The organism is Arthrobacter sp. 147(2020), assembly GCF_013116715.1.
GTDB lineage: Bacteria > Actinomycetota > Actinomycetes > Actinomycetales > Micrococcaceae > Arthrobacter_D.
This window is the reverse complement of the sequence record NZ_JABFOM010000012.1, coordinates 67,355-92,044: the sequence shown is the minus strand read 5'-3', so window position 1 is coordinate 92,044 and position 24,690 is coordinate 67,355. Positions and strand designations below refer to the sequence as shown.

Sequence of the window (24,690 nt, the reverse complement as noted above, 5' to 3'; positions counted from 1 at the left end):
GAGGCCCCCCCTCCCAAAAAAAACGGGTTGCTAGGGTGAAATCATGGATGGGGAGATCGTGGTTCGGGTGCTTCTGTTCGTCGTCATGGTGGGATCGGGGATCCTGATGCTGTGGCTGGCGGGGGCCGCGGCGAGCGGACGACTGAAACGGAACCCGTATGCGGGTATCCGGGTCCCGGTGACCATGGCGAGCGACCGGGCCTGGCTCGCGGCCCATCAGGCAGCCAAGAGGCCCACGCACATAGCTGGCTGGTGCGCCGTCGCGAGCGGCATTCCGTCAATTCTTCCGGTCTCCATGTCGGTTGCCATGGTGGCCGTTTTCATCGGCTCGATGGCCCTGCTGGGCTTCGTGCTTTATGGCGCGAAACAAGGTAGCCGGGCGGCGCGGAACCTGCCGCCGGAGTCCGCCCCCGGGTGAATCAGCCCGGGTGATTTAGCCCCTGGTGGATCAGCCCTTCGCCTTCGCGGCAGCCTTCGCCGCACGCTTGGTTTCGCGCACCTTAGTCAGAGACTCAGGATCAACGATGTCGGCTACTGAGCGGAAGCTGCCTTCCTCGCCATAGGCGCCAGCGCTCTCACGCCAGCCGTCGCCGTCGTACCCGTACTGCTTGCCCAGCAGCGCCAGGAAGATCCTGGCCTTCTGTTCCCCAAATCCGGGCAGGGCTTTGAGCCGCTTGTAGACTTCGGCGCCGTCGGGGTTGTCGCGGGTCCAGATCTGGGCGGCGTCGCCGTCCCAGTCCTCCAGAAGAGTGGTGCAGAGTGTCTGGATGCGTGCTGCCATATTTCCCGGGTACCGGTGGACGGCGGGAGGGGTGCGGCAGAGGTCGACGAATTCGTCGGGGTCCTTGTGGGCGATCGTCGCTGCGTCGAACGCCCCGAGCCGGTCCTTGATTTTCGCGGGACCGATGAACGCGGTCTCCATCGCAACCTGCTGATCCAGCAGCATCCCGATCAGCAGGGCCAGTGGTTCCTCGGACAGGAGCTGATCGGCGGCGGGATCGTCGGTGATGTTCAGGTGCGCAGTCATAACCCCGAGTTTAACGCGCAAACCCCCGGCGGGAGTAGCTCCCGCCGGGGGTTCAGCAACTCAAGAGGTTAGTTCAGCGTCGCGGTGTCGATGACGAAGCGATAGCGAACATCCGAGGCGAGGACGCGCTCGTAGGCCTCGTTGATCTTGTCAGCGGAGATAACCTCGATCTCGGCGCCCAGGTGGTGCTCGGCGCAGAAGTCCAGCATTTCCTGGGTTTCGCGGATGCCACCGATCATGGAGCCGGCAAAGGAGCGGCGGCCACCGATCAGGGCGAAGGCGTTGACGGGCAGCGGCTCGGCCGGTGCGCCAACGTTGACCAGGGCGCCGTCCAGGGACAGCAGGCCCAGGTAGTCGCTGATCGGGATGGTGGCGCTGACCGTGTTGATGATCAGGTCGAACGAGCCGGCGAGTTCGGAGAAGGTGTTCTCATCGCTGGTCGCGTAGTAGTGCTTTGCGCCCAGACGCAGACCGTCTTCCTGCTTCTTCAGGGACTGCGACAGCACGGTGACCTCGGCGCCCATCGCGGCAGCCAGCTTCACGGCCATGTGGCCGAGTCCGCCCAGCCCGACGACGGCGACCTTCTTGCCGGGTCCGGCACCCCAGTGCTTCAGGGGTGAGAATGTGGTGATGCCGGCGCAGAGGAGCGGCGCGGCGACGTCGAGCTCGATGCCCTCAGGGATCCGCACAACAAAGTCCTCGGTCACGACGACGTGGGTGGAGTAGCCGCCCTGGGTGATCGACCCGTCGCGGTCCTTGGCGCCGTAGGTGCCGGTGTTGCCCTTGAGGCAGTACTGCTCCTCGCCGGCTTCGCAGTTCTTGCACTCGCCGCAGGAGTTCACCATGCAGCCGACACCCACGCGGTCGCCGACCGAGTGCTTGGTGACGTTGGAGCCGACTTCGGTGACAATGCCGGCGATTTCGTGGCCGGGTGCCAGCGGGTAGGACTGGGGTCCCCAGTCGCCGCGGACGGTGTGGATGTCAGAGTGGCAGATTCCGGCGAACTTGATGTCGATCATGACATCATCGGGGCCGACGTCGCGGCGCTCAATGGTGGTGGCAATCAGGTCTTCTGAGGCCGAGGGCGCGGCGTAAGCGTTGACGGTCGTAGGCATAGATAGCTCCTGCAGGTTGGTTGCTGGAAAATTCTGGTTCCTTAGCGGCAACGTCGTCAGCCGGCTGCGTATTCCCCGCCAGCGAAGTCATTGTGGGTCAGGGTAGCCGGGAGGGACGGCGGATGGTCGCCTCTCCGGCAAGCTCCGGCTGAAGCGGGACCGGGCTGATAAGTACCGCGGGACCACGGTGAAGCACCCCGTCGGAGACCGGTTGGCAGCGCACCCCACCGCGCCCCCGCATTGCCGCGTGGGCTCCAGGCGCCAGCATCCGGTCCATCCAGGCACAGGGGTGGGCGGGCCGCCCTGCCAGCAGCCGCACCACATCACCCTGGGAGTGCAGTTCGAACTCGTGGCCGAGCAGTGGGTGCAGCTGGGCGCCCCGCACGATGACGTTCCGCCGGGTCAGCAGGGGATCGAACGGGTCGGCACCCAGGAGAGAGGCAATGTCTTCGAGCGCCTCCACGGCCATTAGCGTCACCGCGGCGTCCATGTGGGCGGCCTTGCCAAAGAAACGGTCCCCCACGATCCCCTTCCCGGCCACCACCTCAGCCCGGTCGGCGTCGGCAGTGGGCACGTCGGCTGCACCGTCGCGGGCGCGGCCGAAGTAGGCGTGCGCTGGCGAGACGAGCAGGTGCAGCACCTCGACGTCGTACCGGTAGGTTTCACTCATCGTCCAAGGCTATCTTCTTAGTTGTTTTGACCTAATCAAAACAACTGGTACGGTTGAGGCATGGCCACCGGCACTAAACCGCAGACTCATCCCGAGGAGCTCAAGGGCACCATCAGGGCATCGGGCCTGAAGGTGACTGCCCCGCGCGTCGCCGTGCTGGAGGTCCTCCAGCACGCACCGCATTCAAGCGCGGAACAGGTGTTTGCCGAGGTACGGAAAACCCTGAGTGGAACCTCCGCCCAGGCGGTCTATGGAATTCTGGCGTCCTTCACCGGCGCCGGACTGGTACGACGCTTCGATCCTCCCAACTCACCGGCCCTGTTTGAATGCAGGGTCGGCGACAATCACCACCACTTGTCGTGTGTTGGTTGTGGGTTGATCCAGGATGTCGACTGCGTCATCGGCGAGGCGCCCTGCCTCACCCCGTCCGACGACTCAGGCTTCACCATCTACTCGGCCGAGGTCACCTTCAACGGTCTGTGCCGTTCCTGCCAGACCAACGGTCCGCCCGAAACCGGGTAGACCACAGCACTTCCCCTAGGTATTGCCGACGCGGCACACCGCGATCTGTCATGCCCACCCAAACTTTCAACGCTGAACAGCCCGGCTATTTTGTCGTGCCCAAAAAGGAGATCCACCATGTCAGTCCTGAACCGTACCGCCCCCGCTCACTCAGCCACCCGTCGCACCGTAGACACACCTGCCACTTCCGGCACGGCAACTTCACCGCTGCCCCTGCTGGGCGGACGCTACGTCACCACCGGGGGCCCCGGCTCGGCAGCCGAGGGACGGTATGTGACCACCGGCTCCAACGCTGCGGTTGTTTCCCGTGGTGCCTACGTCACGTCCTCCAACCGGCCCACCACCGGGCGCACCGAAGGCCGCTACACCGACCGCGGCTAGGCGGCACTCCGGGAGCCCCGGCAACAGGGACGAAACCAGGGCCTGAAGTCCCTTCAAATAGCCCCTGATTGATGCTTGTCTTGACCCATGACCGGTTCCCCATCCGGGACGGGCGCCGTGGCGGACGATGAGCCCGCGAAGGGCAGCCCCCTCGACACGGCATTGTTCGTCTTCAGCGGCCTGGCCGCGATCTGGCTGGCTGCGCTCCTGTTTCAGGAGAGCTTCCAGTGGAACCACTGGTGGTTCACCATCATCTTCTGGGCGGTGCTTGCCTACCTGGTCCTGCCCCGACTGCACCGGATCCTGAGCAGGATCTACCTTCCCGACTATTTCATCGGCAGGGCGCGCACCAGCGATGGACTGCTGGGCGATCCCATCAACGTGACCCTGCTCGGTTCCGAGGCGGCGGTCCATACCGCCATGCTGGGGGCCGGCTGGACCCGCGCCGACGAGATCGACGCCACCAGCACCCGGCGCATCATCGTTTCCACAGTCACCCGCCGGAGCTACGACGAAGCACCCGTCAGCCCCCTGTTCGTCTTCGGACGGCAGCAGGATTTCGCCTATCAGCAGGAGGTGAATGGGAACCCGGGGAAGCGGCACCACATCCGGTTCTGGCGCTGCCCTCCGGAATGGGTTCTGCCGGGCGGCACCGACGTGGACTGGCTGGCGGCGGGCACCTACGACAAATCGGTGGGGTTCTCGCTCTTCACCCTGCAGATCACGCACAAGATCAAAACCGACATCGACGAAGAGCGTGACTACGTCATCGACTCGCTCACCTCCTCCGAGCCGGAGGCGACGGTGCGGATCCTGCGGAACTTCTCCACCGGCTACCACTCCCGCAACGGGGGCGGGGACAATATCCAGACCGACGGGCACCTGCCGGTCATCGATCTGCGGCCCGTCGACGTCGGTTCCACAGCCCAATCCGTGGCTACTGCCGATAGTCGGGACCGCCGCCCGGCGCCCACCACCTTCGGCGCCTCCCTGGTGTTTCTGCGTGGCCTGACGGCGCTCATTCTTGCCGTCTCGCTCTGGACCGGTGACCTGACGGTCGTCGCGGGGCAGGAGCTCGACGAGTACATGCCGGTGGTCGCCGGCATCGTCGGTGCCTTCGCGCTGCTCGAGGTCCTCCTGGCGTGGCTGTTGCTGCGCGGAAGCAACAGGGCGCGGATCGCGGCCATGCTGCTGAGTGTGGCGGGAATCATCACTGCGGCGACCGACGTCGTCAATGGCGGCCCGGGGATCACCCTCAGCACCAACCTGATCGGGTTGGGCCTGGATATTCTCCTGATCATTGCGCTGACCAGTCAGCGTTCCCGCACCTACGCGCATCGGCGCAGCGGGCACCGCACCAGGAATCGCAGCCGGCAAAACACCGCCGAAGGAATACCTCAGTCCCCTGAGCACTTGCACGAAGTATGACAACTATTGCAATTATCGGAGCAGGAGCAGGTCTCGGAGCCGCCGTCGCGCGCAAGTTTGGCGCTGAAGGCTACTCGGTGGGACTCATCTCACGGAACCAGGGCCGCCTCGACGCCCTGGCTGACGACCTCGCAAAGGACGGGGTCCACGCGAAGGGATTCGTCGCCGACGTGCGCAACCCGGACTCCATCGCCAAGGCGCTGGAGCAGGTGACGGAGACCCTCGGCCCCATCGAGGTCCTCCAGTACAGCCCGCTGCCGCAGAAGGACTTCATGCGCCCCGTACTGGAGACCACCCCGGCGGACCTGGTGGGACCCATCGAGTTCTCCATCTACGGCCCGGTCGCCGCTGTGCACCAAGTGGTGCCCGGCATGCGTTTCCTCGGTGAGAATCGTGGCACCATCCTCTTCGTCAACGGCGGATCGGCGGTCAAGCCGGGCCGCGGGGTCACCGGAACCTCGGTGGCCTTCGCCGGTCAGGCAGCCTACGCCCAGCTCCTCAACGAGGTACTCGGCGAGGAGGGAATCCAGGTGTCGCAGCTGATCATCGGCGGCCGCATCGAGGCCGGCGACCCGGAGAAGGACCCCGCTGTCCTCGCGGAGATCCTGTGGGACCTGCACACCAAGCGCGACCGCTTCCGCCACCAGGTCAGCGAAGACTAGGCTCACTGGGACAACTAGGTTTCACCGCTTCGGCGGGCGAGGATGATTCAATGATCCGGATTGAGCTCGACAACCCAGCGCGCGACGACGTCGCGCGGCTCCTGGATGAGCACCTTCTGGACATGTTCGCCACCTCGCCCGCCGACAGCGTTCACGCACTCGACCACACAGCGCTCTCCGGTCCGGACATCAGGTTCTGGACGGCCCGCGAGGGACCGGCCCTCTTGGGCTGCGCCGCCCTTAAGCGGATTTTGCCCAATGCCGGCGAAATCAAGTCCATGCGCACGGCCACCTCCGCACGTGGCCGCGGTGTCGCCTCGCTTCTGCTCTCGCAGCTCGTCGACACTGCCCGCCGGGACCGGCTCGATGGGCTCTATCTGGAGACCGGGACCCAGGAGTACTTCGCTCCGGCCCGCCGGCTCTATCAGCGCCACGGATTCGCCGAATGCCCGCCGTTTGCGCACTACCGCCTGGACCCCAACAGCGTCTTCATGCACCTCGAGCTGCCCATCCTCCCCTAGGCGCGTGCAGCATCATCCAGTGGCGCAATCTGGTTCCGCCGTCGGGCGCCCCTTGACCAGTGCGACGGCGGACTCTGTCCCGAAGATGAAAGGATGGTGCTGACCACCTCACGGAAGGACCCTCCTCAATGGACGAGATCGTCGCCCAGGACGCGCGGCAGCATGTGCTCGCGACCCTCACCACCCAGCCAGCGTGGGTGGCGGACGACGACGGCGTCGCGTTCCTGCGCCGGTTCGACAAGAACTTCCCTGAGCTGTGCCGGTTGTTTCATTCGCTCTACGGACCGCAGAACGACTGGCTCGACCAGCTCACCCGTCTGGTCCTTGAGGCAGCCGGTTCCTGGCGGGACCGCCCCAGCGACCTGAAAGCCATCGACGCAGCGAAGGAATCGGACCCCGGATGGTTCCTTTCCAATTCGATGCTCGGCGGTGTCTGCTACGTCGACCGGTATGCGGAGAACCTCGACGGCGTCCACGCGAAGATCCCCTACTTTAAGGAACTGGGGCTCACCTACCTGCACCTGATGCCGCTGTTCCTCGCGCCGGAACCGCACTCCGACGGCGGGTATGCCGTCTCCAGCTACCGCGAGGTGAACCCTGCACTCGGTTCCATGGAGCAGCTACGGGCACTGGCCGCGGAGCTCCGCGCCAACGGGATCTCCCTGGTGGTGGACTTCATCTTCAACCACACCTCCAACGAGCACGAGTGGGCGCGGAAGGCAGCCGCCGGGGACCCCGAGTACAGCGACTATTACTGGATCTTCCCGGACCGGACCATGCCGGACGCCTTCGAGCAGCATGTCCGGGAGATCTTCCCCGATGACCATCCCGGATCTTTCGTGCCGACCCCCGACGGACGGTGGGTCTGGGCCACCTTCCACAGTTTCCAGTGGGACCTGAACTATTCCAACCCGGCGGTCTTCAGGGCGATGGCCCGCGAGATGCTGTTCCTCGCCAATCAGGGCATCGACATTCTGCGGATGGACGCGGTCGCCTTCATCTGGAAGCAACTGGGCACCACCAGCGAGAACCTCCCGGAAGCGCACACGCTGCTGCGGGCCTTCAACGCCCTCTGCCGGCTGGCTGCGCCGTCGCTCCTGTTCAAATCCGAGGCAATCGTGCACCCGGACGAGGTGGCACGCTACATCGACACCGCCGAATGCCACCTCTCCTACAATCCGCTGCAGATGGCCCTGATCTGGGAAGCCCTCGCCACCCGCGACGCGTCGCTGCTCGGCCAGGCGCTGGAACGGCGCCACGCCATCCCGGAAAACACCGCCTGGGTGAACTACGTGCGCAGCCACGACGACATCGGCTGGACTTTCGCCGACGAGGACGCCGCCGAGCTGGGGATCAATGGCTTCGATCACCGGAAGTTCCTGAACTCCTTCTACGTCAACCGGTTCCCCGGCAGCTTTGCCCGTGGGGTGCCGTTCCAGGACAACCCGCGCACGGGGGACTGCAGGATTTCGGGGACGACGGCGTCGCTGTGCGGGGTGGACCACGACGAGGCGGCCGCCGTCGAGCGCATCCTGCTGGCGCACTCAATCATTTTCAGTACCGGCGGCATTCCCCTGCTGTACCTCGGCGACGAGGTGGCCCAGGTCAACGACGACGAGTACATGTTCGAGGACGGCCACGCCGCCGATAGCCGCTGGGTGCACCGCCCCCGCTTCCCGGAGGACCGCTTCGCGCGCCGCCACGACGCCAGCACCCCCGAGGGTGCGGTGTTCGCCGGGTTGCGACGGATGATCGAAGTCCGTGCTGCCACCCGCGAATTCGCGGGTACCCGGCTGGTCGACTTCGCCACCGGCAACCGCAGCGTGCTGGGCTACCAGCGTCCCGGGGCTGACTCAACGATCCTGGTGCTGGCGAACTTCAGCGACGAACCCCAGACCGTGGACGCCCTTACGCTGAGCGGGTTTGCGCCCGACGTCGTCAACTTGCTGACCCATGCGGCCCAGCGGATCGACGGCGGGATCACGCTGGAACCCCGCGATTACCTCTGGCTCCGGGCGCAGCCCCGCTAGGGAATGCCGCCCCGCCCACAGTGGTTGCACCCGGTATGAAGAAGATTGGGTTTCTGTCCTTTGGTAACTGGTCCTCGGCGCAGGGATCACGCACCCGGACCGGCGGTGAGGCGCTCCTCCAGGCGATTGACCTGGCAGTCGCGGCCGAGGAGATCGGGATTGACGGCGCGTCCTTCCGGGTCCACCACTTTGCCCGTCAGCATGCCTCGCCCTTCCCGCTCCTCGCTGCGGTTGCTGCGCGCACCAGCCGGATCGAGATCGGCACCGGCGTCATTGACATGCGGTACGAGAACCCGTTATATATGGCCGAGGAGGCTGCTGCTGCCGATCTGATCAGCCGCGGCAGGTTGCAGCTGGGCATCAGCCGGGGATCACCCGAGCCAGCGCTCAACGGGGCCGCAACCTTCGGCTATGTCCCGGGCGACGGCGAGGACTACGCAGACCTGGCCCGCCGCCACACCGAAGTGTTCAGGTATGGGATCAGCGGCGCCGGTATCGCCGAAGCCGACCCTCGGATGGGGTCGGGGCTGTTGCCGATCCAACCGCAGTCCCCCGGGCTGAGCGAGCGGATCTGGTGGGGCGCAGGGACCCGCAAGACGGCCGTCTGGGCCGCCGAGCAGGGTATGAACCTGATGAGCTCCACCCTGCTGACCGAGGACACCGGAGTGCCGTTCGACGAGTTGCAGGCCGAGCAGATTCAGATGTTCCGCGACACCTGGGCGGAGCAGGGGCATGGTTTTGAGCCACGGGTGTCAGTCAGCCGGAGCGTCATTCCCCTGGTAAGCGACGAGGACCGCCAGTACTTCGCGCTGAGCGCCCTTAGGGAAACCCGCGACCAGGTCGGAGTGCTCGACGGGGCCCTGTCCCGTTTCGGGAAGAGCTACATCGGCGAACCGGACGTCATCGCCGAGCAGTTGGCCAACGACGCCGCCGTTCAGTCGGCGGACACCCTGATGCTCACCGTGCCCAACCAGCTGGGGGTCGATTACAACGCGCGGCTGCTGGAGAACGTTGCCGCCCATGTTGCCCCCGCCATCGGATGGCGGCGCTCCTCACAGCTCGAGGACGCCGCCAACCGGTAACGTCAGGGAATGAGCTTCTCGGCGCGGTAACGCTCGAAGAGGTCGGTGAACGCATCGAGGGTCCGGCGGTACCCGGTAAATCCGGCGACCCGGCTCTTGCTCATGTCAGCGACGACCTCGAGGTTGCGGCCTAGATCGCCGTCGGTGTGCCACCAGGACGCCACCCGGTCGAGGCGCGGCTCGGCCAGGCCGTGTGCGGCGACGAGCTGCTCCCACTGTGGCTGCGCTCCTGCCATCTGGACTTCCAGGGTGCGCGGCTCATCACTGAATCCTTCGGCTTCGACCCCGAAATAGGTGGCGAGCTGCTGCCACATCCAGCGCCATCTGAACACGTCGCCGTTGACCACGTTGAACGCTTCGTTGGCACCGGTGGGTGTTGTTGCCGCCCAGACCATGTGGTCCGCGAGCAGCCCGGCGTCGGTCATGTCGGTCAGGGAGTTCCACTGGGTAGCGGACCCGGGGAAGATGAACGGCCGGCCAGCCTCCTTGCAGAGGGCCGCGTAGGCAGCGAGGGTCAGGCCCATGTTCATGGCGTTGCCGACGGCGTGACCGATCACTGTGTGTGCGCGGTGCACTGACCAGGTGAAGCCCTGGTTGGCCGCCGCAGCCCAGAGTTCGTCTTCCTGGGCGTAGTAGAAATTGTTGACGGGCAGGCGGGGCTCTTCCTCGCGGAAGGGCGTGTCCGGCATGTCCCCTTCGCCGTAGGCTTCGAACGGGCCGAGGTAGTGCTTCAGACCGGTCATCAATGCCACGTGGGCCACCGGCTTGTCGGCGAGCGCCTCCAGCAGGTTCCGCAGCATCGCGGCGTTCACCCGGATGTTGGCTTCCTCGGTGTCCTGCCGCGCCCACGCGGTGAAGAACACATGGGTGGGGGCAACCTCCGCCAGGGCGTCGCTGAGCGACTGGGGTGAGGAGAGGTCGGCGGGGACGTACTGCACGTTGTCCCGTGGTGCCCCGGCGCTGCGGGACATGGCGAGCACCTGCCATCCCTCCCCCGTCAGCTTCTCCACCAGGGCGGACCCGGCAATGCCTGAGGAGCCGACGACCAGCGCGGTGCCGCCTGCTGGTCCGTCGGACGGGGATGAAAGTTCGCTATGACTCATGGGTGGTCTCCTTGCGTTGAACCTCGGGTGACAGGCACATTCCAGCGGAACGTCGAACTGTCCTACCTACGGCAAGCCGGTTCCACACCGAATAATTCCGCCGCTGGCACCCGTGACCGGGTCTTATGGCACTGCCCGTAGGGGGTGTCACCGTCGATGATGGAACAACTGACGGATGATGAAAGACGATGATGACACACGATGCACCCAGTCCCACCCGACCCGTGACGGTCTTCCTTCTGGATGACCACGAACTGGTCCGACGAGGACTGCGGGACCTGTTGGAGGGTGAGGGGTTCACCGTAATCGGCGAAACCGGTTCGGCGGTGGAGGCCGTCCGCCGCATTCCGGCGCTGGCGCCCGACGTGACCATCCTTGATGCGCGGCTGACCGATGGGAATGGCATCGAGGTGTGCCGGGACGTCCGGTCGGTGGACCCCTCGCTGCAGTGCGTGATCCTCACCAGTTACGACGACGACGACGCCGTCCGCGGCGCGATCCTTGCCGGCGCTGCCGGGTACATCCTCAAGGAGATCCTCGGCTCCGACCTGCTCGACAAGGTGCGCCGCGCCTCACGCGGCGAGACGCTCTTCGACGAAGAGGTCAAGGCGCGGGTCATTGCCGGATTCTCGGCGGCGCAGCCCGAGGATCCGCGCCTCGCCGGCCTGACAGTCCAGGAGAAGAAGGTACTGGCACTGATCGGGGCTGGGATGACCAACCGGGAAATCGGCGCGGAACTGTTCCTCGCTGAGAAGACCATCAAGAACTACGTCTCCTCCGTGTTGGCGAAGCTGGGGTTCCAGCGCCGCACCCAGGCAGCCGTCTACATTTCACGTCCACCGACCTGAGTACCACCCCCTGGCTGGGGTTTCGTGAGCAACCTGGACAACGGTGGGCAACATCTTCGACCCGAAAGTCCAGGTTGATCCCGCCGGTCCAGGTTGCTCACCGGACCGTCAGCCCAGTGGAAGCGTCACGTCAATGGTGGTGCCCTGCCCCAGCGCCGATGTGATCGTCACGGTCCCCCCGAGTGCTTCAGCGCGGTGCTGCATGTTCCGCAGGCCACTGCGCCGCCCCTTCTGCTCAAACCCTTGCCCGTTGTCGGAGATCCGCAGGTTGACTGACTGCTTTCCCGCAATCAGGGCAACCGTGACCGTGGTTGCTTCGGAGTGTTGCAGGGCGTTGGAGAGCGATTCGCTCAGGATCGCTTTCAGCTGCGTGGCTGTCGCCTCCCGGACCGCTGTGTCCAGTGGCCCGGAGAAGTGGATCACCGGTTCAACCTCGGACCCATCGAGCACCCTGCGGACCAACGCCAGGATCCGCGAACTGAGCGCGTCCCCGCTGTGGGTGTCCGACTGCAGCGAGTAGATGGTGTCCCTCAACTCGCCAATGGTGGCGTCGAGCTCAGTGGTCACCGAGGCAATCCTGGCAAGGGGTTCCTCCCCGACCACGTACTTCCGGAGACTCTGGATACTCAGGCCTGCAGCAAACATCCGCTGGATCACCAGGTCGTGCAGGTCCCGGGCGATCCGGTCACGATCCCCGAAGACGGCGTCCTGTTCCCGCTGGATCTGCATCTGGGTCAGTTCCAGGGCGGTCGAGATTTGGGAGGCGAAGGCCGCGACCATCCTCTGGTCCACCGGCGAGAAGGGCGGATCTTCCCGGGTTCGAACAATCACCAGGAATCGGGCGTGGTTCCCACGGTCGCTGATCCTCGTATACATCGCGGCATCGAACAGATCGGCTTCGGTGGCGGGGAGCACGTTATGCAGCAAGTCTCCGTTCAGCACCGCAGTGTCCCGGTAGGGAAGCATCACCTTGCGCAGGGCGGACCCGTCACCGACCAGCCTGCCGCGCAGGCTGTCGCTGTGCAGCCCGAGCGCCACCTCGCAGTAGAGGGACTCCTCGGGCTCCATCCGGGTGAGGATCAGTACCAGGGACGATCCTGAGGCCTCTTTCGCGTGTTCGGCAACGAGTTCCACATCGCTGAGGCTCCGCTCGGGGGACGTGTTCAGCAGCGCCCGGACGGCGTCCTGCCCACATTCAAGCCAGCGGGACCGTCGGGTTTCGGCTTCGAACAGGCGCATGTTCTCGATGGCGACCCCGGCAGCGGCAGCGAGGGCCACCGTGAGATCCTCATCGGACTGGCTGAAGTCCCCACCACCGTTCTTTTCGGTCAGATACAGGTTGCCGAAGACAGTGTCGCGGACCCTGATCGGCACACCGAGGAAGGACGTCATCTGGGGGTGGCCCGCAGGGAAACCGAACGACGACGGGTGCTTGCGCAAATCATGCAGCCGGAGAGGCTTCGGCTCGGTGATGAGGAGACCAAGCACGCCATGCCCCACCGGCAGCTCACCAATCCTGCTGATCTGGTCCTCGTCCAAGCCCACAGTGATGAAATGACTCAGAATGCCATCCGGGCCGATGACCCCCAGGGCAGCGAACCTGGCATCCACCAACCGGCAGGCCGCCGAAACCACCCGTTCAAGCACCGTCTGCAGGCCCTGGTTCTCGGCAATTGCGGCGAAGCCGGCGAGCAAGTGGTCGATCCCACCGGGTGGCGCGCTGTCGGCGGGGAATTCATCATCGGGATCGGCGACCTGAGTGGTTCGTGCGGGACTCATTGTGCGGCTCCAGTGATTGAACCGGTGAACCTTCACTCCGTCAGCCTGCTGAATGTGAAGGCGCCTGCTTAAGCTGACCCGGCTGATAAGGTCTTCCGGCCCTAGTCCAGCGGGTATGAAAACCATACTCTCGGGCTATGGACTCCGAGGATACACCCACCACCGTTTTGCCCGCCCACACCTGCTGGGAGTTGCTAAGGGATGCCCCCTATGGCCGGCTTGCCCTCTGCATCGACGGTCAGCCGGAGATCTTCCCGATCAATACCCAGGTGGACCACGGGACCCTGGTTTTCCGGACCGCCGAAGGCGCCAAACAGCGGGCGGCCGAGGGCGCACCCATTGCCTTCGAGGCCGACGGCGTCATGGCGGACGGGACGCGGGCCTGGAGCGTGGTGATCAAGGGGCATGCGTCAACGATCCAGTTGACCGCCGAGCTGATCGCGACCATCCACCTCCCGCTGCACGCGTGGGAGCCGGGGCGTAAAGACCGTTTCATGCGGATCGTTCCAGCGTCCATCACCGGGCGGAGCTTCACTGTCACTCCCGCCCCTCCTCAGCACGGGGCCCCGGTAGCCAGCGACGAGTGACTACCGGCGGGTGACCACCAAGGTGGGGCACTGCGGAGTCAGCAGCAGCGTATGCGTGACCGAGCCCAACTGGATGCCGGGTCGAGCCCCACGTCCGTGCCTGCCGATCACCAACAGGTATGCACCCGCCGCGTGAAACGACAGCGCTTCGGTCGGTGCGCGTTCCCGGTCGACCACCCTCGACACTACGAGGCCCGGATGGGCTGCCTGCACCTCTGCGAGCGTCTCCTGGGTCTTACCTTCCCCGAACGGATCCTCAGTGGAACCATCGACCGCCGTGACGACCGCCAGCCCACGGTTCGCGATGGACGCCTCGGTGGCAGCCGCTTGGAGGGCCGCCAGGGACTCAACTGAACCATCAACGCCCACCACCACCGCTCCGTCCTCCTGCCGCACGGCTGGCGCATCCCGGGGGATCACCACCACCGGCGCAAAGCTTCCCAGCACCACCTGCTGACCCACTGACCCCAAATACTCACCGTTGCGATGGTCCATCCGGTCTGCGCCCACCACAATGAGGGAGGCGTCAGCTGAAAGATTCACGAGAGCGTCCACGATGTCCCCGGAGTGCACATTAGCGGTGACGTGCGCCGCCGGATAGTCGGTACACACCTTTCTCGACTCCTCATCCAGCGTCTGCCGTGCCGCGGCGATCAGGCTGCCGTAGGGGGTCCCTCCGGCCGCCACCGGAGGGACCAGCGATGGGTCGGGGATAGCGTGCAGCACCGTCACGTGGTGTCCGGTGAGCGCACTACGCGCCACCGCCCAGCGCAGGATCGCCGGACCTGTGATCTGGTCCCTGAAGGCGACAACGATCGGGTGTTCGCGGACCCGGGAGGAGGGCTGCGCATCGGTCATGCCGTAGGTCCCTCGGGGACGATGACCGCCCGGCTAGGCACCGCCTTCACGCGCCATCCTCGGGCATCTCACCGGTGGATCCTTCAACCACCAGGACCGGGCATTTGGCGTGCGCCACGCAGGCGCCGCTGACCGACCCCATCAGCAAACCCCTGAAGGTACCGTGACCGCGGCGACCCAGCACCAGCATCACTGCCCCCTCAGCCGTCTTGACCAGCCCTTTGGACGGATGGGAGAAGATGACCAGCTTCTCCAGCCCCTCCGGCGGATTCCCCCCGAACGCGGCCTCGACTGCCGAATCGAGGTGCTTCTGGGTGATTTCCTCGAAGTTGTCGCTCCCCAAAGGGACGTAGCCGGCGTACTCCGGCGGGTAGTCCCAGGTGCTTACCGCCTGGATCACTGCCCCGAACGGAGGCGCGAGTTTCCTCGCGAAGCGCAGCGCGGCAATCGATTGTTCTGAACCGTCAACTCCGACGACGATGCGGGACGAAGTGGATGCGCCCATGATGTGCCTCCCAGGTCAGCGCGGCAGGGTTTGCAGCAGCTTCATTCAGTCTTGCCCGCGGGACCCACCGGCGTTAGGGTCTTACGGCCCGTTCTTGGGGTGAAGACCGTCAGGATTTCTTGAATGATAGAATCATCAAACAGTCAATTAGATGGAGCAAGATGTCGATGGATCAGGAAAACCAGGGGCCCGCGTTCGCCGACTTCCGTGCGCCCCTGTACGAGGTGAAGGCCAACCTCTTCAAAGGGCTTGCCCACCCGGTGCGCATCCGAGTCCTTGAGCTCCTCTCCGCTGCCCCCGAAGTGTCGGTGTCCGATCTCCTGTCGGCAACGGGACTCGAGGCCTCCCACCTCTCGCAGCACCTGTCGGTCCTGCGGCGCTACCGACTCGTAACGTCGGACCGCCGGGGACTCCAGCAGTTTTACACCCTTGCCGATCCCCTCGTGGCGGAATTGCTGGCGGTTGCCCGCGGACTCCTTGAGAACGTGCTCCACGCAACCAAGGAAGACCTTGAAACGGCGACTGTCCCCCGTCCTTCGTCCACCAACAGGGACACCCTGTGAGGGCCCTCCCGGCACTCCAGGCACTACTTCCCTCGGTCAAGGACTATGCCCAGTTGCCCCGCACCTGGAAGGGGGATCTCATTGCCGGCCTCACGGTCGGCATTATCGCTTTACCCCTGGCGCTCGCATTCGGTGTCAGCTCCGGTGCCGGGGCGGCCAGCGGTCTCATCACGGCCGTCGTCGCGGGCCTGGTAGCAGCTATTTTCGGCGGCTCCCATGTCCAGGTGTCGGGTCCGACCGGTGCGATGGTCGTGGTGCTAGGGCCGGTCATTGCAACCCACGGAATCGAGGCTCTGGCCCTGGTAAGCGTGCTCGCAGGGGTGATGGTCGTTGCAGCCGGGGTCCTGAAGCTGGGGCGGGTGGTGTCCTTCCTGCCCTGGCCCGTCATCGAGGGTTTCACCCTCGGGATCGCCATCATCATTTTCCTGCAGCAGGTACCCGCTGCCATTGGTGAGGACGCCGGCCCCAGCAGCAACGCGGCCATCTCAGCACTGCAGGCGGCCAGCGGCGCCTCGTCGGCCGAGTTCCTGGCGGCCGCGGCCCTCGTCGCCCTCGTCGCCCTCATCATGGTGGTGGCGCCGCGGATCCACCACCGCATTCCCGGCTCCATCATCGCGATCATCGCAGCCAGCCTCCTGGCCGAGCTACTCGCCCTGCCGGTAGCGCGCATCGGCGCCCTCCCGGATTCCCTGCCCGCCCCCACCGTGCCCGGCTGGGACTGGCAACTCATCCTGATGCTGGCCGGACCAGCCGCCACGATCGCCATCCTCGCTGCGATCGAGTCACTATTGTCAGCACGGGTGGCTACCTCCATCTCCGATACCGGCCCCTACGACGCGGACCGCGAGCTCTTCGGGCAGGGTCTGGCATCCGTCGCGTCAGGGTTCTTCGGCGGCATGCCCGCAACAGGTGCGATTGCCCGGACCGCAGTAAATATCCGGTCGGGCGGCCGGACACGGCTCGCCGCCGTCACCCATGCCCTGATCCTCCTGTTCGTGGTCTACCTGGCCACGGGACCGGTGTCCCGCATACCGTTAGCTGCCCTCGCCGGCGTCCTGATGGTGACGGCGGTCAGAATGGTCTCGATCTCAACCCTGCGCAGCGTCGTCGGGTCGACCCGCGGGGACACCGTGGTCCTGGTCATCACCGCCGTCGTCACGGTCTCCTTCGACCTGATCCAGGCGGTGGGCATCGGAGTGCTGGCGGCAGCGTTCTTCGCCCTGCGGGCGTTGGTGAAGTCCGGTGGGGTCCACCGCGAGGAGATCACCGGCCCCGCGAGGGACGGTGATGCGCGGATCGCCGTCTACCGCATCGAAGGCGCACTCTTCTTCGCCGCCGCGGAGCGGGTCCTGGAACGGGTCAGCGACATCGACAATGTCGAGGTGGTCATCATCCGGATGTCCCAGCTGCAGTCCCTTGACGCGACCGGCGCGCGGGTCATCGCGGAGCTGATCAACACTCTTGAACGGCGCGGCATCACCGTGCTCGTGAAGGGTGTCCAGGAGCAGCACCTGCGTCTGATTACCAAGGTTGGGGTCCTCGAGTCCCTGCGGCATCGGAATCATCTCTTCACGGCACTGGAGCCCGCCATCGAGCATGCGCGCAGCCACGTCGCCCGGAACCGGGAGACACCCGCCGCGGCCCATCCTCACGCCTAGATTTCCCGCCAGCCGCAGGACCAAAGCCTCTGGACCAGCCAACCCTGACGCGCCACGGTGGGTAGACAGCTACCACTGCCGGGAGGGGCACCCATGGAACACCGCATCGTCGTCGGCGTCGACGGTTCGCCGTCGTCACTCCTCGCGCTGCAGTGGGCGGCCCGCCTGGTTCCCACCGTCGCCGACTTGGTCACTGCGGTGGCCGCCTGGCAGGTGCCCTTCACCTACTACGAGTTCCCGGTCTCGGGGTGGGACCCCAAGAGTGTCGCCCGGACCATCCTGTCCAAAGCCTTGGATGAGGCCTTCGACGGCGAACCCCCGCCGTTTGTCAGCGCAGAAACCCGTCAGGGCCCGGCGGCTGGTGTGCTCATCGAGGAGAGCCGGAACGCCGAAATGCTCATTGTGGGCAGTAGGGGCCACGGCGGATTCATCGGCCTGCTGCTTGGGTCGGTGAGCTCCGCGGTCGCCGAGCATGCCAGCTGTGCCGTTTTGATCGCCCATGAACCAGAAAAGCACTCTCCCCCTAGCGGAAGCAGCATCGGATGAAGCACAGCATCGTCGTCGGTTACGACGGTTCGGATCAGTCACGCCTGGCTCTTGAATGGGCCGTCCGGCAGGCGGTACTCGAGGAGCGGTCCCTGCATCTGGTGCACTGCTGGATCTGGCCCCTCTTCACCGATGACCTGGGTCCGGTGGAAGGAGTGGCGGACAGCGGGCTGAGGCACGCAGCCGAGGCGATCGTGGCCGAAGGCGTCGAGGAGACGAAGCGGCTGGCCCCGGACCTTGAGGTGAGGACAAGCCTCGTCTCAGGCGTCTCTTCGGGGGTGCTGGAGAGGATGTCGCGCACCGCGCATCTGGTGGTGGTGGGGAGCCGAGGGCTAGGCGGATTCATGGGTCTGCTGGTCGGATCGGTCAGTCTCAAGCTGGCAGGTACGGCCCACTGTCCGGTCGTGGTGGTGCGGTCCCGGGCGAACCCTGCCGGACCAGTCCTCATTGGCCTCGACGGTTCGCCGAAAAGTGACACCGCGCTCGACGACGCCATCGCGCTGGCCGCAGCGTGGAAGGCTCCGCTTAAGCTCATGCACGTGCGCGACGACGTCCGCCTGTTTGGGCGCAACCATTCCTATCCGGGTTCCGACGTGCGGGCCATGCAGATCCTCGCGGATGCGGCGATCCGCGCCCGGGCGGCCGTTCCCGGCATCGAGCTCGAATCGGTGCTGGTCACCGGCCATTCAGTTCCCGGCACCCTCCTCGAATCGGGCACCACCGCCCGGATCATGGTGGTGGGCGAGACGGGTCAGGGGAGATTCCTGGGCGCGGTCGGCTCGACAGCGCAAACCATCCTGCATCACGCCCCCGGGAACATCATGATCTCCCGGAGACCCCGGGGCTGATCCCTCGGTCTCAGCCCACCATCCGGGTGGCCGGTGCCTACATCTGGGTGAAAGCAGCCACGGCGGGATCGGCGCCGATGCGGCCACCCGACTCCAGCGCTGACACTTCGTCCACCTCTGCTTGGGTCAGGGTGAGGCTGACGGCCGCCAGGTTCTCCCGCATGCGGGTGGAATCCGACGACTTGGGGATAACGATGGTGCCCTGCGCGAGATGCCAGGCGAGCACTACCTGGGCCGGGGTGGCCCCGTACTTGCCCGCCAGCGCTTCGACGGGTGCGGCTGTGAGGTCTGCACCCTGGCCGAGCGGACTGTAGGCCTCCACCGCAATGCCCAGGGAACGGTTCTTCGCTGCGAGATCCTGCTGCTGGAAGGTGGGATGGATTTCGATCTGGTTGACCGCCGGGACAATCTCCGACGCGGCGAGCAAGGTGTCGAGGTGGTCCGACAGGAAGTTCGACACACCGATGGCCCGGATGCTCTTGTCGGCGTAGAACTTTTCCATTTCCTTCCACGCTCCGGTGAACAACCCCTGCGACGGCACCGGCCAGTGAATGAGGTACAGATCGAGGTAGTCGAGGCCGAGGGCGTCACGGCTGCGGTTGAACGCGTCGGCGGCGTCGCCCTGCTCACCGTTGCGCAGCTTGGTGGTGATGAACAGTTCCTCCCGCGGGATGCCGGATGCGGCGAGTGCCGCCCCGACGCCCGCCTCATTCCGGTAGGCGGCAGCTGTGTCAATGTGCCGGTAGCCTGCCTCGAGCGCGTCCTCGACAACCCGCTGCGTTTCGGCCGGCGGGATCTGGAAGACACCGAACCCCAGCTGCGGGATCTCGACGCCGTTGTTGAGGGTCACGGTGGGAACGGTGTTTTCAGTTGGCTGGGACATCATCAATTCCTCGGGTGGTCGGATTGGTTTCGTCGGATAGGACTGTACCGGAATTGGGAGCCGGCAGTGCAGAATGGGGCCATGAGCCTGACTCCTCCAGCCCCTGCCGCGACGGCAGCCCCGTGACCGCTGCCGACCCGGTGCGCATCGACTTCGCAGTCGTCGGTAGCGGCTGGCGTAGCCTCTTCTTCCTCCGGATAGCCCGTGAACTGCCGGAACGCTTCCGGGTCGTCGGGCTGGTGACGCGCAGCGACGCTACCGGAGCCAATATTGAAGGCACGTGGGGTGTTCCCACCTACCGGACGATCGACCAGCTCCTGAACCACACCATGCCGAAATTTGCTGTGGTGTCGGTTCCTCGGACGGTGGCTCCCGAGACGATCACCCGTCTGGCCGGACACGGTGTTCCGGTCCTCACTGAGACACCTCCCGGACCCGACGTGGAGTCAATGCTTCCCCTGCACCAGCTGGTGGCGGAGGGCGCGCTCATCCAGGTGGCCGAGCAGTACCACCTTTCCCCGTTGCTCGCCGCCCAGCTGGCGATTGCCCGGTCCGGGAAACTGGGGGAGATCAGCCAGGCGATGGTGGCGCAGTGCCACGACTACCACGGGGTCAGCATTATTCGCCGGGCGCTCGGCGTCGGATTCTCGGACGTCCGGATCAGCGCCTCAGCGTTCGAGTCGCCCCTGGTGCAGGGTCCGGACCGGACCGGCGATCCCACTCAGGAGACCCGGGTGACGTCGCACCAGATCACCGCCCGGCTGGATTTCGGTGGCCAACTGGGGGTGTACGACTTCGCCAACGAGCACTACCGCTCCTGGATTCGCGCCAACCGGCTGCTCATCCGTGGGGATCGGGGAGAGATCAACAACCACGAGGTGAGCTACCTCCAGGACTTCCGCACCCCGATATTTAGCACCATCAGTCGCGTCGACACCGGTGTTGGCGGGAACCTTGAAGGCAAGTTCCTCCGGGGGCTCATCTGTGGTGATGAATGGGTGTACCGCAACCAGTTCATGCCCGCCCGGCTGATGGGCGACGAACTGGCGATCGCTGAATGCCTGGCCCGCATGAGTGACCATGTTGACGGCGGCCCCGAGTTCTACAGTCTCGCCGAGGCGTCGCAGGACCACTACCTCCAGCTGCTAATGAGGCAGGCTGTCTCCACCGGCGAGGTAGTGACCTCCTCACGGCAACCGTGGGCACCATGAACCCGGCCCCCGAAGGTGGCGGACGTCGCAGGGATGGTTGAGGAGCTGGCCGGAGCCCCCGACGACGCTGGCATCCTCCACATCGATCGGACGCTCCTCGGACCGGGCTCCTGATGGACAGCCGAGTCGCGAGATGAGCTACCTCCAGGATGGGCACTTGACGTAAGTAACGGTTCGATACCGTGGCTGGATTGTGCTGTTCAGCCCAGCACCCCGCGGATACTGTTCGGTATATGGGGGCGCCTCACTGCGGCCTGCCACCGTCACTCGCCCGCTGCTGCACCGTGGAGTAGCCGTATTGCCTCCGAAAGGAGCACCATGACCTTTGTTCGACGCGCAGTCCGCGCAGGAACAGCCAGCATGGCCGCCCTCGCCCTCCTCTTCCCCCTGGCGTTGCCTGCCGCGGCTGGCCCCGTGGTGACACCCGCCAAGCCTCCGCCGGTATACCACTCGCCCGTCGGATTCATTGATGTTCCCTACGATCACATGTTCTTCAAGGAGATCGACTTCATGGGGCACGAGGGAATCAGCACCGGCTACCCCGACTTCTCCTTCCGACCGGGCGCCATTGTTAACCGCGATTCTGCCGCAGCCTTCTTCTACCGGTACTTTACGGCTCCGGGTGATTACACTGCACCCGCAGTGTCGCGGTTCACCGACGTCCCGGTTGGCCACCAGTTCTTCACAGAGATCCACTGGCTGGCCGACAATGACATCACCACGGGGTACCCGGATGGAACCTATCGCCCCCACCAGCCAGTCGATCGCGACGCTATTGCGGCGTTCTTCTTCCGCGCGATCGGCGTGGGAACCGCGACCTACCGGCCCCCGGCGCAGTCCCCGTTCGCCGATATCCCGTTGAACCATATGTTCTACCGAGAAATAGCCTGGCTGTACCAGAGCGGCATTGGCACCGGGTGGATGCTCGGCGACGGCACGCGGGTCTTCCGCCCGATGACGGAACTTCCCCGCGAAGCTTCGGCGGCCTTCTTCTACAGGAGCTACCTGGCCTGGGGTCAGCTGCGGTAAGCCCCGGCGAATCACCAAACCGTTTCCGGTGGGCAACTTGGACTTCGTTGGCCAGCATTTTCAGCCGATTATTCAGAGTGCCCACCAAGGGACCCGGTCACTCACCTGATGGACGGCTAGGGCCCGCCAACCGAAGACCGGCCCGTCCACTGCCAGTTTCTCACCTCGGGTAGGTCCTCGCCCTCCGCGCGAATGTACTGGTGGTGGGTGATGAGCTTGTCCTTCAGTTCCTCCCGCGCGTGGGAGGAGACGTCCCGCAGCCGGGGCACCCGGTCGATGACGTCGATGGCCAGGTTGAACCGGTCGATCTGGTTCATCACGCACATGTCGAACGGTGTGGTGGTAGTGCCCTCCTCCTTGTATCCCCGCACGTGGAAATTGTCGTGGTTGGTATGGCGGTAGGTCAGGCGGTGGATCAGCCACGGGTAGCCGTGGTACGCGAAAATCACCGGCTTGTCCTGGGTGAATACCGCGTCGAATTCCGGTCCGGACAGGCCGTGCGGATGGTTGCCCTGGTCCTGCAGCCTCATCAGATCCACCACGTTGACCACCCGAATCCGCAGATCCGGGAAGTAGGTTTGCAGGATTTCGACGGCGGCGAGTGTTTCCATCGTCGGCACATCACCGGCGCAGCCCATAACGACGTCGGGCTCCAGCCCGGCGTCGGAGCTCGCCCACTCCCAGATCCCGACCCCCTTGATGCAGTGCTGGATCGCTGACTCCATGTCGAGGTACTGCAGCTGGGGCTGCTTCCCGGCGACGATGATGTTCACGTACTGCCGACTGCGCAGGCAGTGGTCGGCCACCGACAGGAGCGTGTTCGCATCCGGTGGCAGGTACACCCGGATCACGTCCGCCTTCTTGTTGACGGCATGGTCAATGAAGCCGGGATCCTGGTGGGAGAACCCGTTGTGGTCCTGCCGCCAGACATGCGAGGTCAGCAGGTAGTTCAGGGAAGCGACGGGCCGCCGCCACGGGATGCGGTTGGTGGTGTCGAGCCACTTGGCGTGCTGGTTGAACATCGAATCGACGACGTGGATGAACGCCTCGTAGCAGGAGAAGAACCCGTGCCGGCCGGACAGCAAATAGCCTTCCAGCCACCCCTGGCAGGTGTGCTCGGACAGGATTTCCATCACCCGGCCGTCGCGGGCCAGATGATCGTCCCCGGGAACCACCTCGGCGTTCCACGCCCGATCGGTGGTCTCCAACACCGCATCCAACCGGTTGGAGTTGTTCTCGTCGGGTGCGAACACCCGGAAGGAGTCCATGTTGGACGCCATGATGTCCCGCAGGAAGGTGCCCAACACCCGGGTGGACTCCACAGCGCCCGTCCCGGGCGTCTCGACGGGCACCGCATAGTCCCGGAAATCGGGCATCGTCAGATCCCGGAGCAGCACCCCACCGTTGGCATGCGGGTTGGCGCTCATCCGGCGCGGGCCCGCCGGGTGGAGTTCACGGATGGTTGGGACGGGTGCCCCGTCGTCGTCGAACAGCTCCTCGGGCCGGTAGCTCCGTAACCACTCCTCGAGAATCTTCCGGTGCCCCGGGTCTTCCCGCGCCTTGCTGAAGGGAACCTGGTGGGCACGCCAGGTGCCTTCCACTTTGACGCCGTCGACGTCGGTGGGCCCGGTCCAGCCCTTCGGCGAGCGCAGCACGATCATGGGCCAGAGCGGACGATGATCGTCACCCTCGATCCGGGCGCGATGCTGGATTTCCTGGATCTCGTTGAGGCAGTCATCCAGGACCCGGGCGAAGTCCTGGTGCATCTGCTCCGGATCCGAGCCCTCCACGTAGTGCGGGGTGTGGCCGTAGCCGCGGAGCAGCCCGTCGAGTTCCTCGTGGCTGATCCGGGCCAGGACCGTGGGGTTGGCGATCTTGTAGCCGTTCAGGTGCAGGATCGGCAGGACGGCTCCGTCCCTGCGGGCGTCGACGAACTTGTTGGAGTGCCAGCTGGCCGCGAGGGGGCCGGTCTCAGCTTCGCCGTCGCCAATAATTGCCGCGACGGTGAGATCCGGGTTGTCGAACGCCGCACCGTACGCGTGGGACAGGGCATACCCCAGCTCGCCACCCTCGTGGATCGAGCCGGGGGTTTCCGGTGCCACATGGCTGGGGATGCCGCCGGGAAAGGAGAACTGGTGGAACAGGCGCCGCATCCCGTCGCCGTCGAAGGAGATGTCCGGGTAGGTTTCGCTGTAGGTCCCTTCGAGCCAGGCCGAGGCGACCGCCGCCGGCCCGCCGTGGCCGGGTCCCATGATGTAGATCATGTCGAGGTCACGCGCCATGATCACCCGGTTCAGGTGGGCGTAGATGAAGTTCAGCCCGGGCGTCGTCCCCCAGTGTCCGAGCAGCCGGGTTTTGATGTGCTCTGGTTCCAGGGGTGCCTTCAGGAGGGGATTGTCCATCAGGTAGATCTGTCCCACCGACAGGTAGTTGGCCGCACGCCACCAGGCGTGGATGTTCGACAGTTGGGCAGGATTCAGGACCGGCTGCTGGCTCATGGGTTCAATCGTGCACCCAACGGTGTCAAGGATCTAGTGCCGAAAGGCCCTTATCGTGAGCCTGGCGCTGAAGCTACGGTGAATAAATGGACAAGAAACTCAAAGGTAAAAAGTCCCGCAAGTGGAGCGACCTGTCGGACCGCCAGAAGGCTATGACCCTGGTGATGGGCTCCATCCAGCTGTCCCTCGCGGCGACCGCCTGGACGGACCTTGCCAAGCGTCCGCCCGAACAGGTGAATGGGCCCAAGCTCGCCTGGACTGCGATCATCGCCATCAATTTCGTGGGCCCGGTGCTGTACTTCGTCATCGGACGTCGCCGCTAGACACCGCCCACCC

At 65.3% G+C, this 24,690-nt stretch carries 26 protein-coding genes; 17 read left to right on the top strand and 9 right to left on the bottom strand.

Annotated features, from left to right (window positions below; genetic code table 11):
• Positions 1–43 precede the first annotated feature (43 nt).
• Entirely contained in the window at positions 44–418 is a 375-nt protein-coding gene (locus tag HMI58_RS10175) for an SdpI family protein (protein ID WP_171619506.1), read from the top strand.
• Positions 419–448: 30 nt separating this feature from the next.
• On the opposite strand, the gene HMI58_RS10170 is transcribed toward HMI58_RS10175, so the two are convergent.
• From HMI58_RS10170 to HMI58_RS10160, 3 genes are all read right to left on the bottom strand, one after another.
• Complete coding sequence (locus HMI58_RS10170; protein ID WP_171619504.1) at positions 449–1,027, bottom strand: HhH-GPD-type base excision DNA repair protein; 579 nt, start codon at positions 1,025–1,027, stop codon at positions 449–451.
• 68 nt (positions 1,028–1,095) lie between these two features.
• Entirely contained in the window at positions 1,096–2,142 is a 1,047-nt protein-coding gene (locus tag HMI58_RS10165; RefSeq protein ID WP_171584453.1) for an NAD(P)-dependent alcohol dehydrogenase, read from the bottom strand.
• 97 nt (positions 2,143–2,239) lie between these two features.
• Positions 2,240–2,812 carry an MOSC domain-containing protein gene (locus HMI58_RS10160; protein ID WP_171619502.1) on the bottom strand — a complete coding sequence of 191 codons (573 nt, stop codon included), beginning with the start codon at positions 2,810–2,812 and terminating at the stop codon, positions 2,240–2,242.
• A gap of 60 nt (positions 2,813–2,872) precedes the next feature.
• Here HMI58_RS10160 and HMI58_RS10155 point away from each other — a divergent pair, with 60 nt between their 5' ends.
• The 7 genes from HMI58_RS10155 (at position 2,873) to HMI58_RS10125 (ending at position 9,438) form a co-directional block, all read left to right on the top strand.
• The gene (locus HMI58_RS10155) at positions 2,873–3,334 is read left to right on the top strand and encodes a Fur family transcriptional regulator (protein ID WP_171584451.1); all 462 of its coding nucleotides are present in this window, start codon (positions 2,873–2,875) and stop codon (positions 3,332–3,334) included.
• A gap of 117 nt (positions 3,335–3,451) precedes the next feature.
• Positions 3,452–3,715 (top strand): hypothetical protein, encoded by a 264-nt coding sequence (locus HMI58_RS10150; protein ID WP_171619500.1) that lies wholly within the window; start codon positions 3,452–3,454, stop codon positions 3,713–3,715.
• Positions 3,716–3,802: 87 nt separating this feature from the next.
• On the top strand, positions 3,803–5,143 hold the full coding sequence (locus tag HMI58_RS10145) for an LssY C-terminal domain-containing protein (RefSeq protein ID WP_171619498.1): 1,341 nt from the start codon (positions 3,803–3,805) through the stop codon (positions 5,141–5,143).
• Positions 5,140–5,805, top strand: a complete 666-nt coding sequence (locus HMI58_RS10140; RefSeq protein ID WP_171584448.1) for an SDR family NAD(P)-dependent oxidoreductase — start codon at positions 5,140–5,142, stop codon at positions 5,803–5,805. The genes HMI58_RS10145 and HMI58_RS10140 overlap by 4 nt, the downstream gene beginning before the upstream one ends.
• Positions 5,806–5,855: 50 nt before the next feature.
• Positions 5,856–6,326 carry a GNAT family N-acetyltransferase gene (locus tag HMI58_RS10135; RefSeq protein ID WP_171619496.1) on the top strand — a complete coding sequence of 157 codons (471 nt, stop codon included), beginning with the start codon at positions 5,856–5,858 and terminating at the stop codon, positions 6,324–6,326.
• A gap of 128 nt (positions 6,327–6,454) precedes the next feature.
• Positions 6,455–8,356 (top strand): alpha-amylase family glycosyl hydrolase, encoded by a 1,902-nt coding sequence (locus HMI58_RS10130; protein WP_171619494.1) that lies wholly within the window; start codon positions 6,455–6,457, stop codon positions 8,354–8,356.
• 35 nt (positions 8,357–8,391) lie between these two features.
• Entirely contained in the window at positions 8,392–9,438 is a 1,047-nt protein-coding gene (locus HMI58_RS10125; protein WP_171619492.1) for an LLM class flavin-dependent oxidoreductase, read from the top strand.
• Positions 9,439–9,440: 2 nt separating this feature from the next.
• Here HMI58_RS10125 and HMI58_RS10120 read toward each other — a convergent pair whose 3' ends face one another.
• Complete coding sequence (locus HMI58_RS10120) at positions 9,441–10,541, bottom strand: SDR family oxidoreductase (protein ID WP_171619490.1); 1,101 nt, start codon at positions 10,539–10,541, stop codon at positions 9,441–9,443.
• A gap of 191 nt (positions 10,542–10,732) precedes the next feature.
• On the opposite strand from HMI58_RS10120, the gene HMI58_RS10115 reads away from it, so the two are divergent.
• A complete protein-coding gene (locus HMI58_RS10115; protein ID WP_171584681.1) occupies positions 10,733–11,389 on the top strand; it encodes a response regulator transcription factor in 657 nt (218 codons plus the stop codon).
• 108 nt (positions 11,390–11,497) lie between these two features.
• On the opposite strand, the gene HMI58_RS10110 is transcribed toward HMI58_RS10115, so the two are convergent.
• A complete protein-coding gene (locus HMI58_RS10110; protein WP_171619489.1) occupies positions 11,498–13,168 on the bottom strand; it encodes a GAF domain-containing sensor histidine kinase in 1,671 nt (556 codons plus the stop codon).
• Between the two features lie 137 nt (positions 13,169–13,305).
• Between HMI58_RS10110 and HMI58_RS10105 the strand changes: the two genes are divergently transcribed.
• Entirely contained in the window at positions 13,306–13,755 is a 450-nt protein-coding gene (locus tag HMI58_RS10105) for a pyridoxamine 5'-phosphate oxidase family protein (protein WP_171619488.1), read from the top strand.
• Here the strand turns inward: HMI58_RS10105 and HMI58_RS10100 are convergent, their stop codons facing one another.
• Positions 13,756–14,613: a universal stress protein gene (locus HMI58_RS10100; RefSeq protein ID WP_171619487.1), complete on the bottom strand. Its 858-nt coding sequence runs from the start codon at positions 14,611–14,613 to the stop codon at positions 13,756–13,758.
• A gap of 46 nt (positions 14,614–14,659) precedes the next feature.
• On the bottom strand, positions 14,660–15,118 hold the full coding sequence (locus tag HMI58_RS10095; protein ID WP_171619485.1) for a universal stress protein: 459 nt from the start codon (positions 15,116–15,118) through the stop codon (positions 14,660–14,662).
• Positions 15,119–15,285: 167 nt separating this feature from the next.
• On the opposite strand from HMI58_RS10095, the gene HMI58_RS10090 reads away from it, so the two are divergent.
• The 4 genes from HMI58_RS10090 to HMI58_RS10075 all read left to right on the top strand — a co-directional run bounded on the left by HMI58_RS10090 (position 15,286) and on the right by HMI58_RS10075 (position 18,733).
• Entirely contained in the window at positions 15,286–15,681 is a 396-nt protein-coding gene (locus HMI58_RS10090) for a metalloregulator ArsR/SmtB family transcription factor (protein ID WP_171619482.1), read from the top strand.
• A complete protein-coding gene (locus tag HMI58_RS10085) occupies positions 15,678–17,339 on the top strand; it encodes a SulP family inorganic anion transporter (protein ID WP_171619480.1) in 1,662 nt (553 codons plus the stop codon). The genes HMI58_RS10090 and HMI58_RS10085 overlap by 4 nt, the downstream gene beginning before the upstream one ends.
• Before the next feature lie 93 nt (positions 17,340–17,432).
• Positions 17,433–17,885, top strand: coding sequence for a universal stress protein (locus HMI58_RS10080; RefSeq protein ID WP_171619478.1), 453 nt, complete (start codon positions 17,433–17,435; stop codon positions 17,883–17,885).
• Positions 17,882–18,733: a universal stress protein gene (locus HMI58_RS10075; RefSeq protein ID WP_171619476.1), complete on the top strand. Its 852-nt coding sequence runs from the start codon at positions 17,882–17,884 to the stop codon at positions 18,731–18,733. The genes HMI58_RS10080 and HMI58_RS10075 overlap by 4 nt, the downstream gene beginning before the upstream one ends.
• A gap of 37 nt (positions 18,734–18,770) precedes the next feature.
• On the opposite strand, the gene HMI58_RS10070 is transcribed toward HMI58_RS10075, so the two are convergent.
• Positions 18,771–19,616, bottom strand: coding sequence for an aldo/keto reductase (locus HMI58_RS10070; RefSeq protein WP_171619474.1), 846 nt, complete (start codon positions 19,614–19,616; stop codon positions 18,771–18,773).
• Positions 19,617–19,669: 53 nt separating this feature from the next.
• Between HMI58_RS10070 and HMI58_RS10065 the strand changes: the two genes are divergently transcribed.
• Together HMI58_RS10065 and HMI58_RS10060 are read left to right on the top strand one after the other, a co-directional pair.
• Positions 19,670–20,827 (top strand): Gfo/Idh/MocA family oxidoreductase, encoded by a 1,158-nt coding sequence (locus HMI58_RS10065; RefSeq protein ID WP_205208077.1) that lies wholly within the window; start codon positions 19,670–19,672, stop codon positions 20,825–20,827.
• Positions 20,828–21,145: 318 nt separating this feature from the next.
• Positions 21,146–21,856 carry an S-layer homology domain-containing protein gene (locus HMI58_RS10060; RefSeq protein WP_171619472.1) on the top strand — a complete coding sequence of 237 codons (711 nt, stop codon included), beginning with the start codon at positions 21,146–21,148 and terminating at the stop codon, positions 21,854–21,856.
• 116 nt (positions 21,857–21,972) lie between these two features.
• Here the strand turns inward: HMI58_RS10060 and HMI58_RS10055 are convergent, their stop codons facing one another.
• Positions 21,973–24,354 (bottom strand): phosphoketolase family protein, encoded by a 2,382-nt coding sequence (locus tag HMI58_RS10055; RefSeq protein WP_171619470.1) that lies wholly within the window; start codon positions 24,352–24,354, stop codon positions 21,973–21,975.
• An 86-nt stretch (positions 24,355–24,440) separates the two neighbouring features.
• Here HMI58_RS10055 and HMI58_RS10050 point away from each other — a divergent pair, with 86 nt between their 5' ends.
• The gene (locus HMI58_RS10050; RefSeq protein WP_171619468.1) at positions 24,441–24,677 is read left to right on the top strand and encodes a PLD nuclease N-terminal domain-containing protein; all 237 of its coding nucleotides are present in this window, start codon (positions 24,441–24,443) and stop codon (positions 24,675–24,677) included.
• The last annotated feature ends 13 nt before the right edge of the window (positions 24,678–24,690 follow it).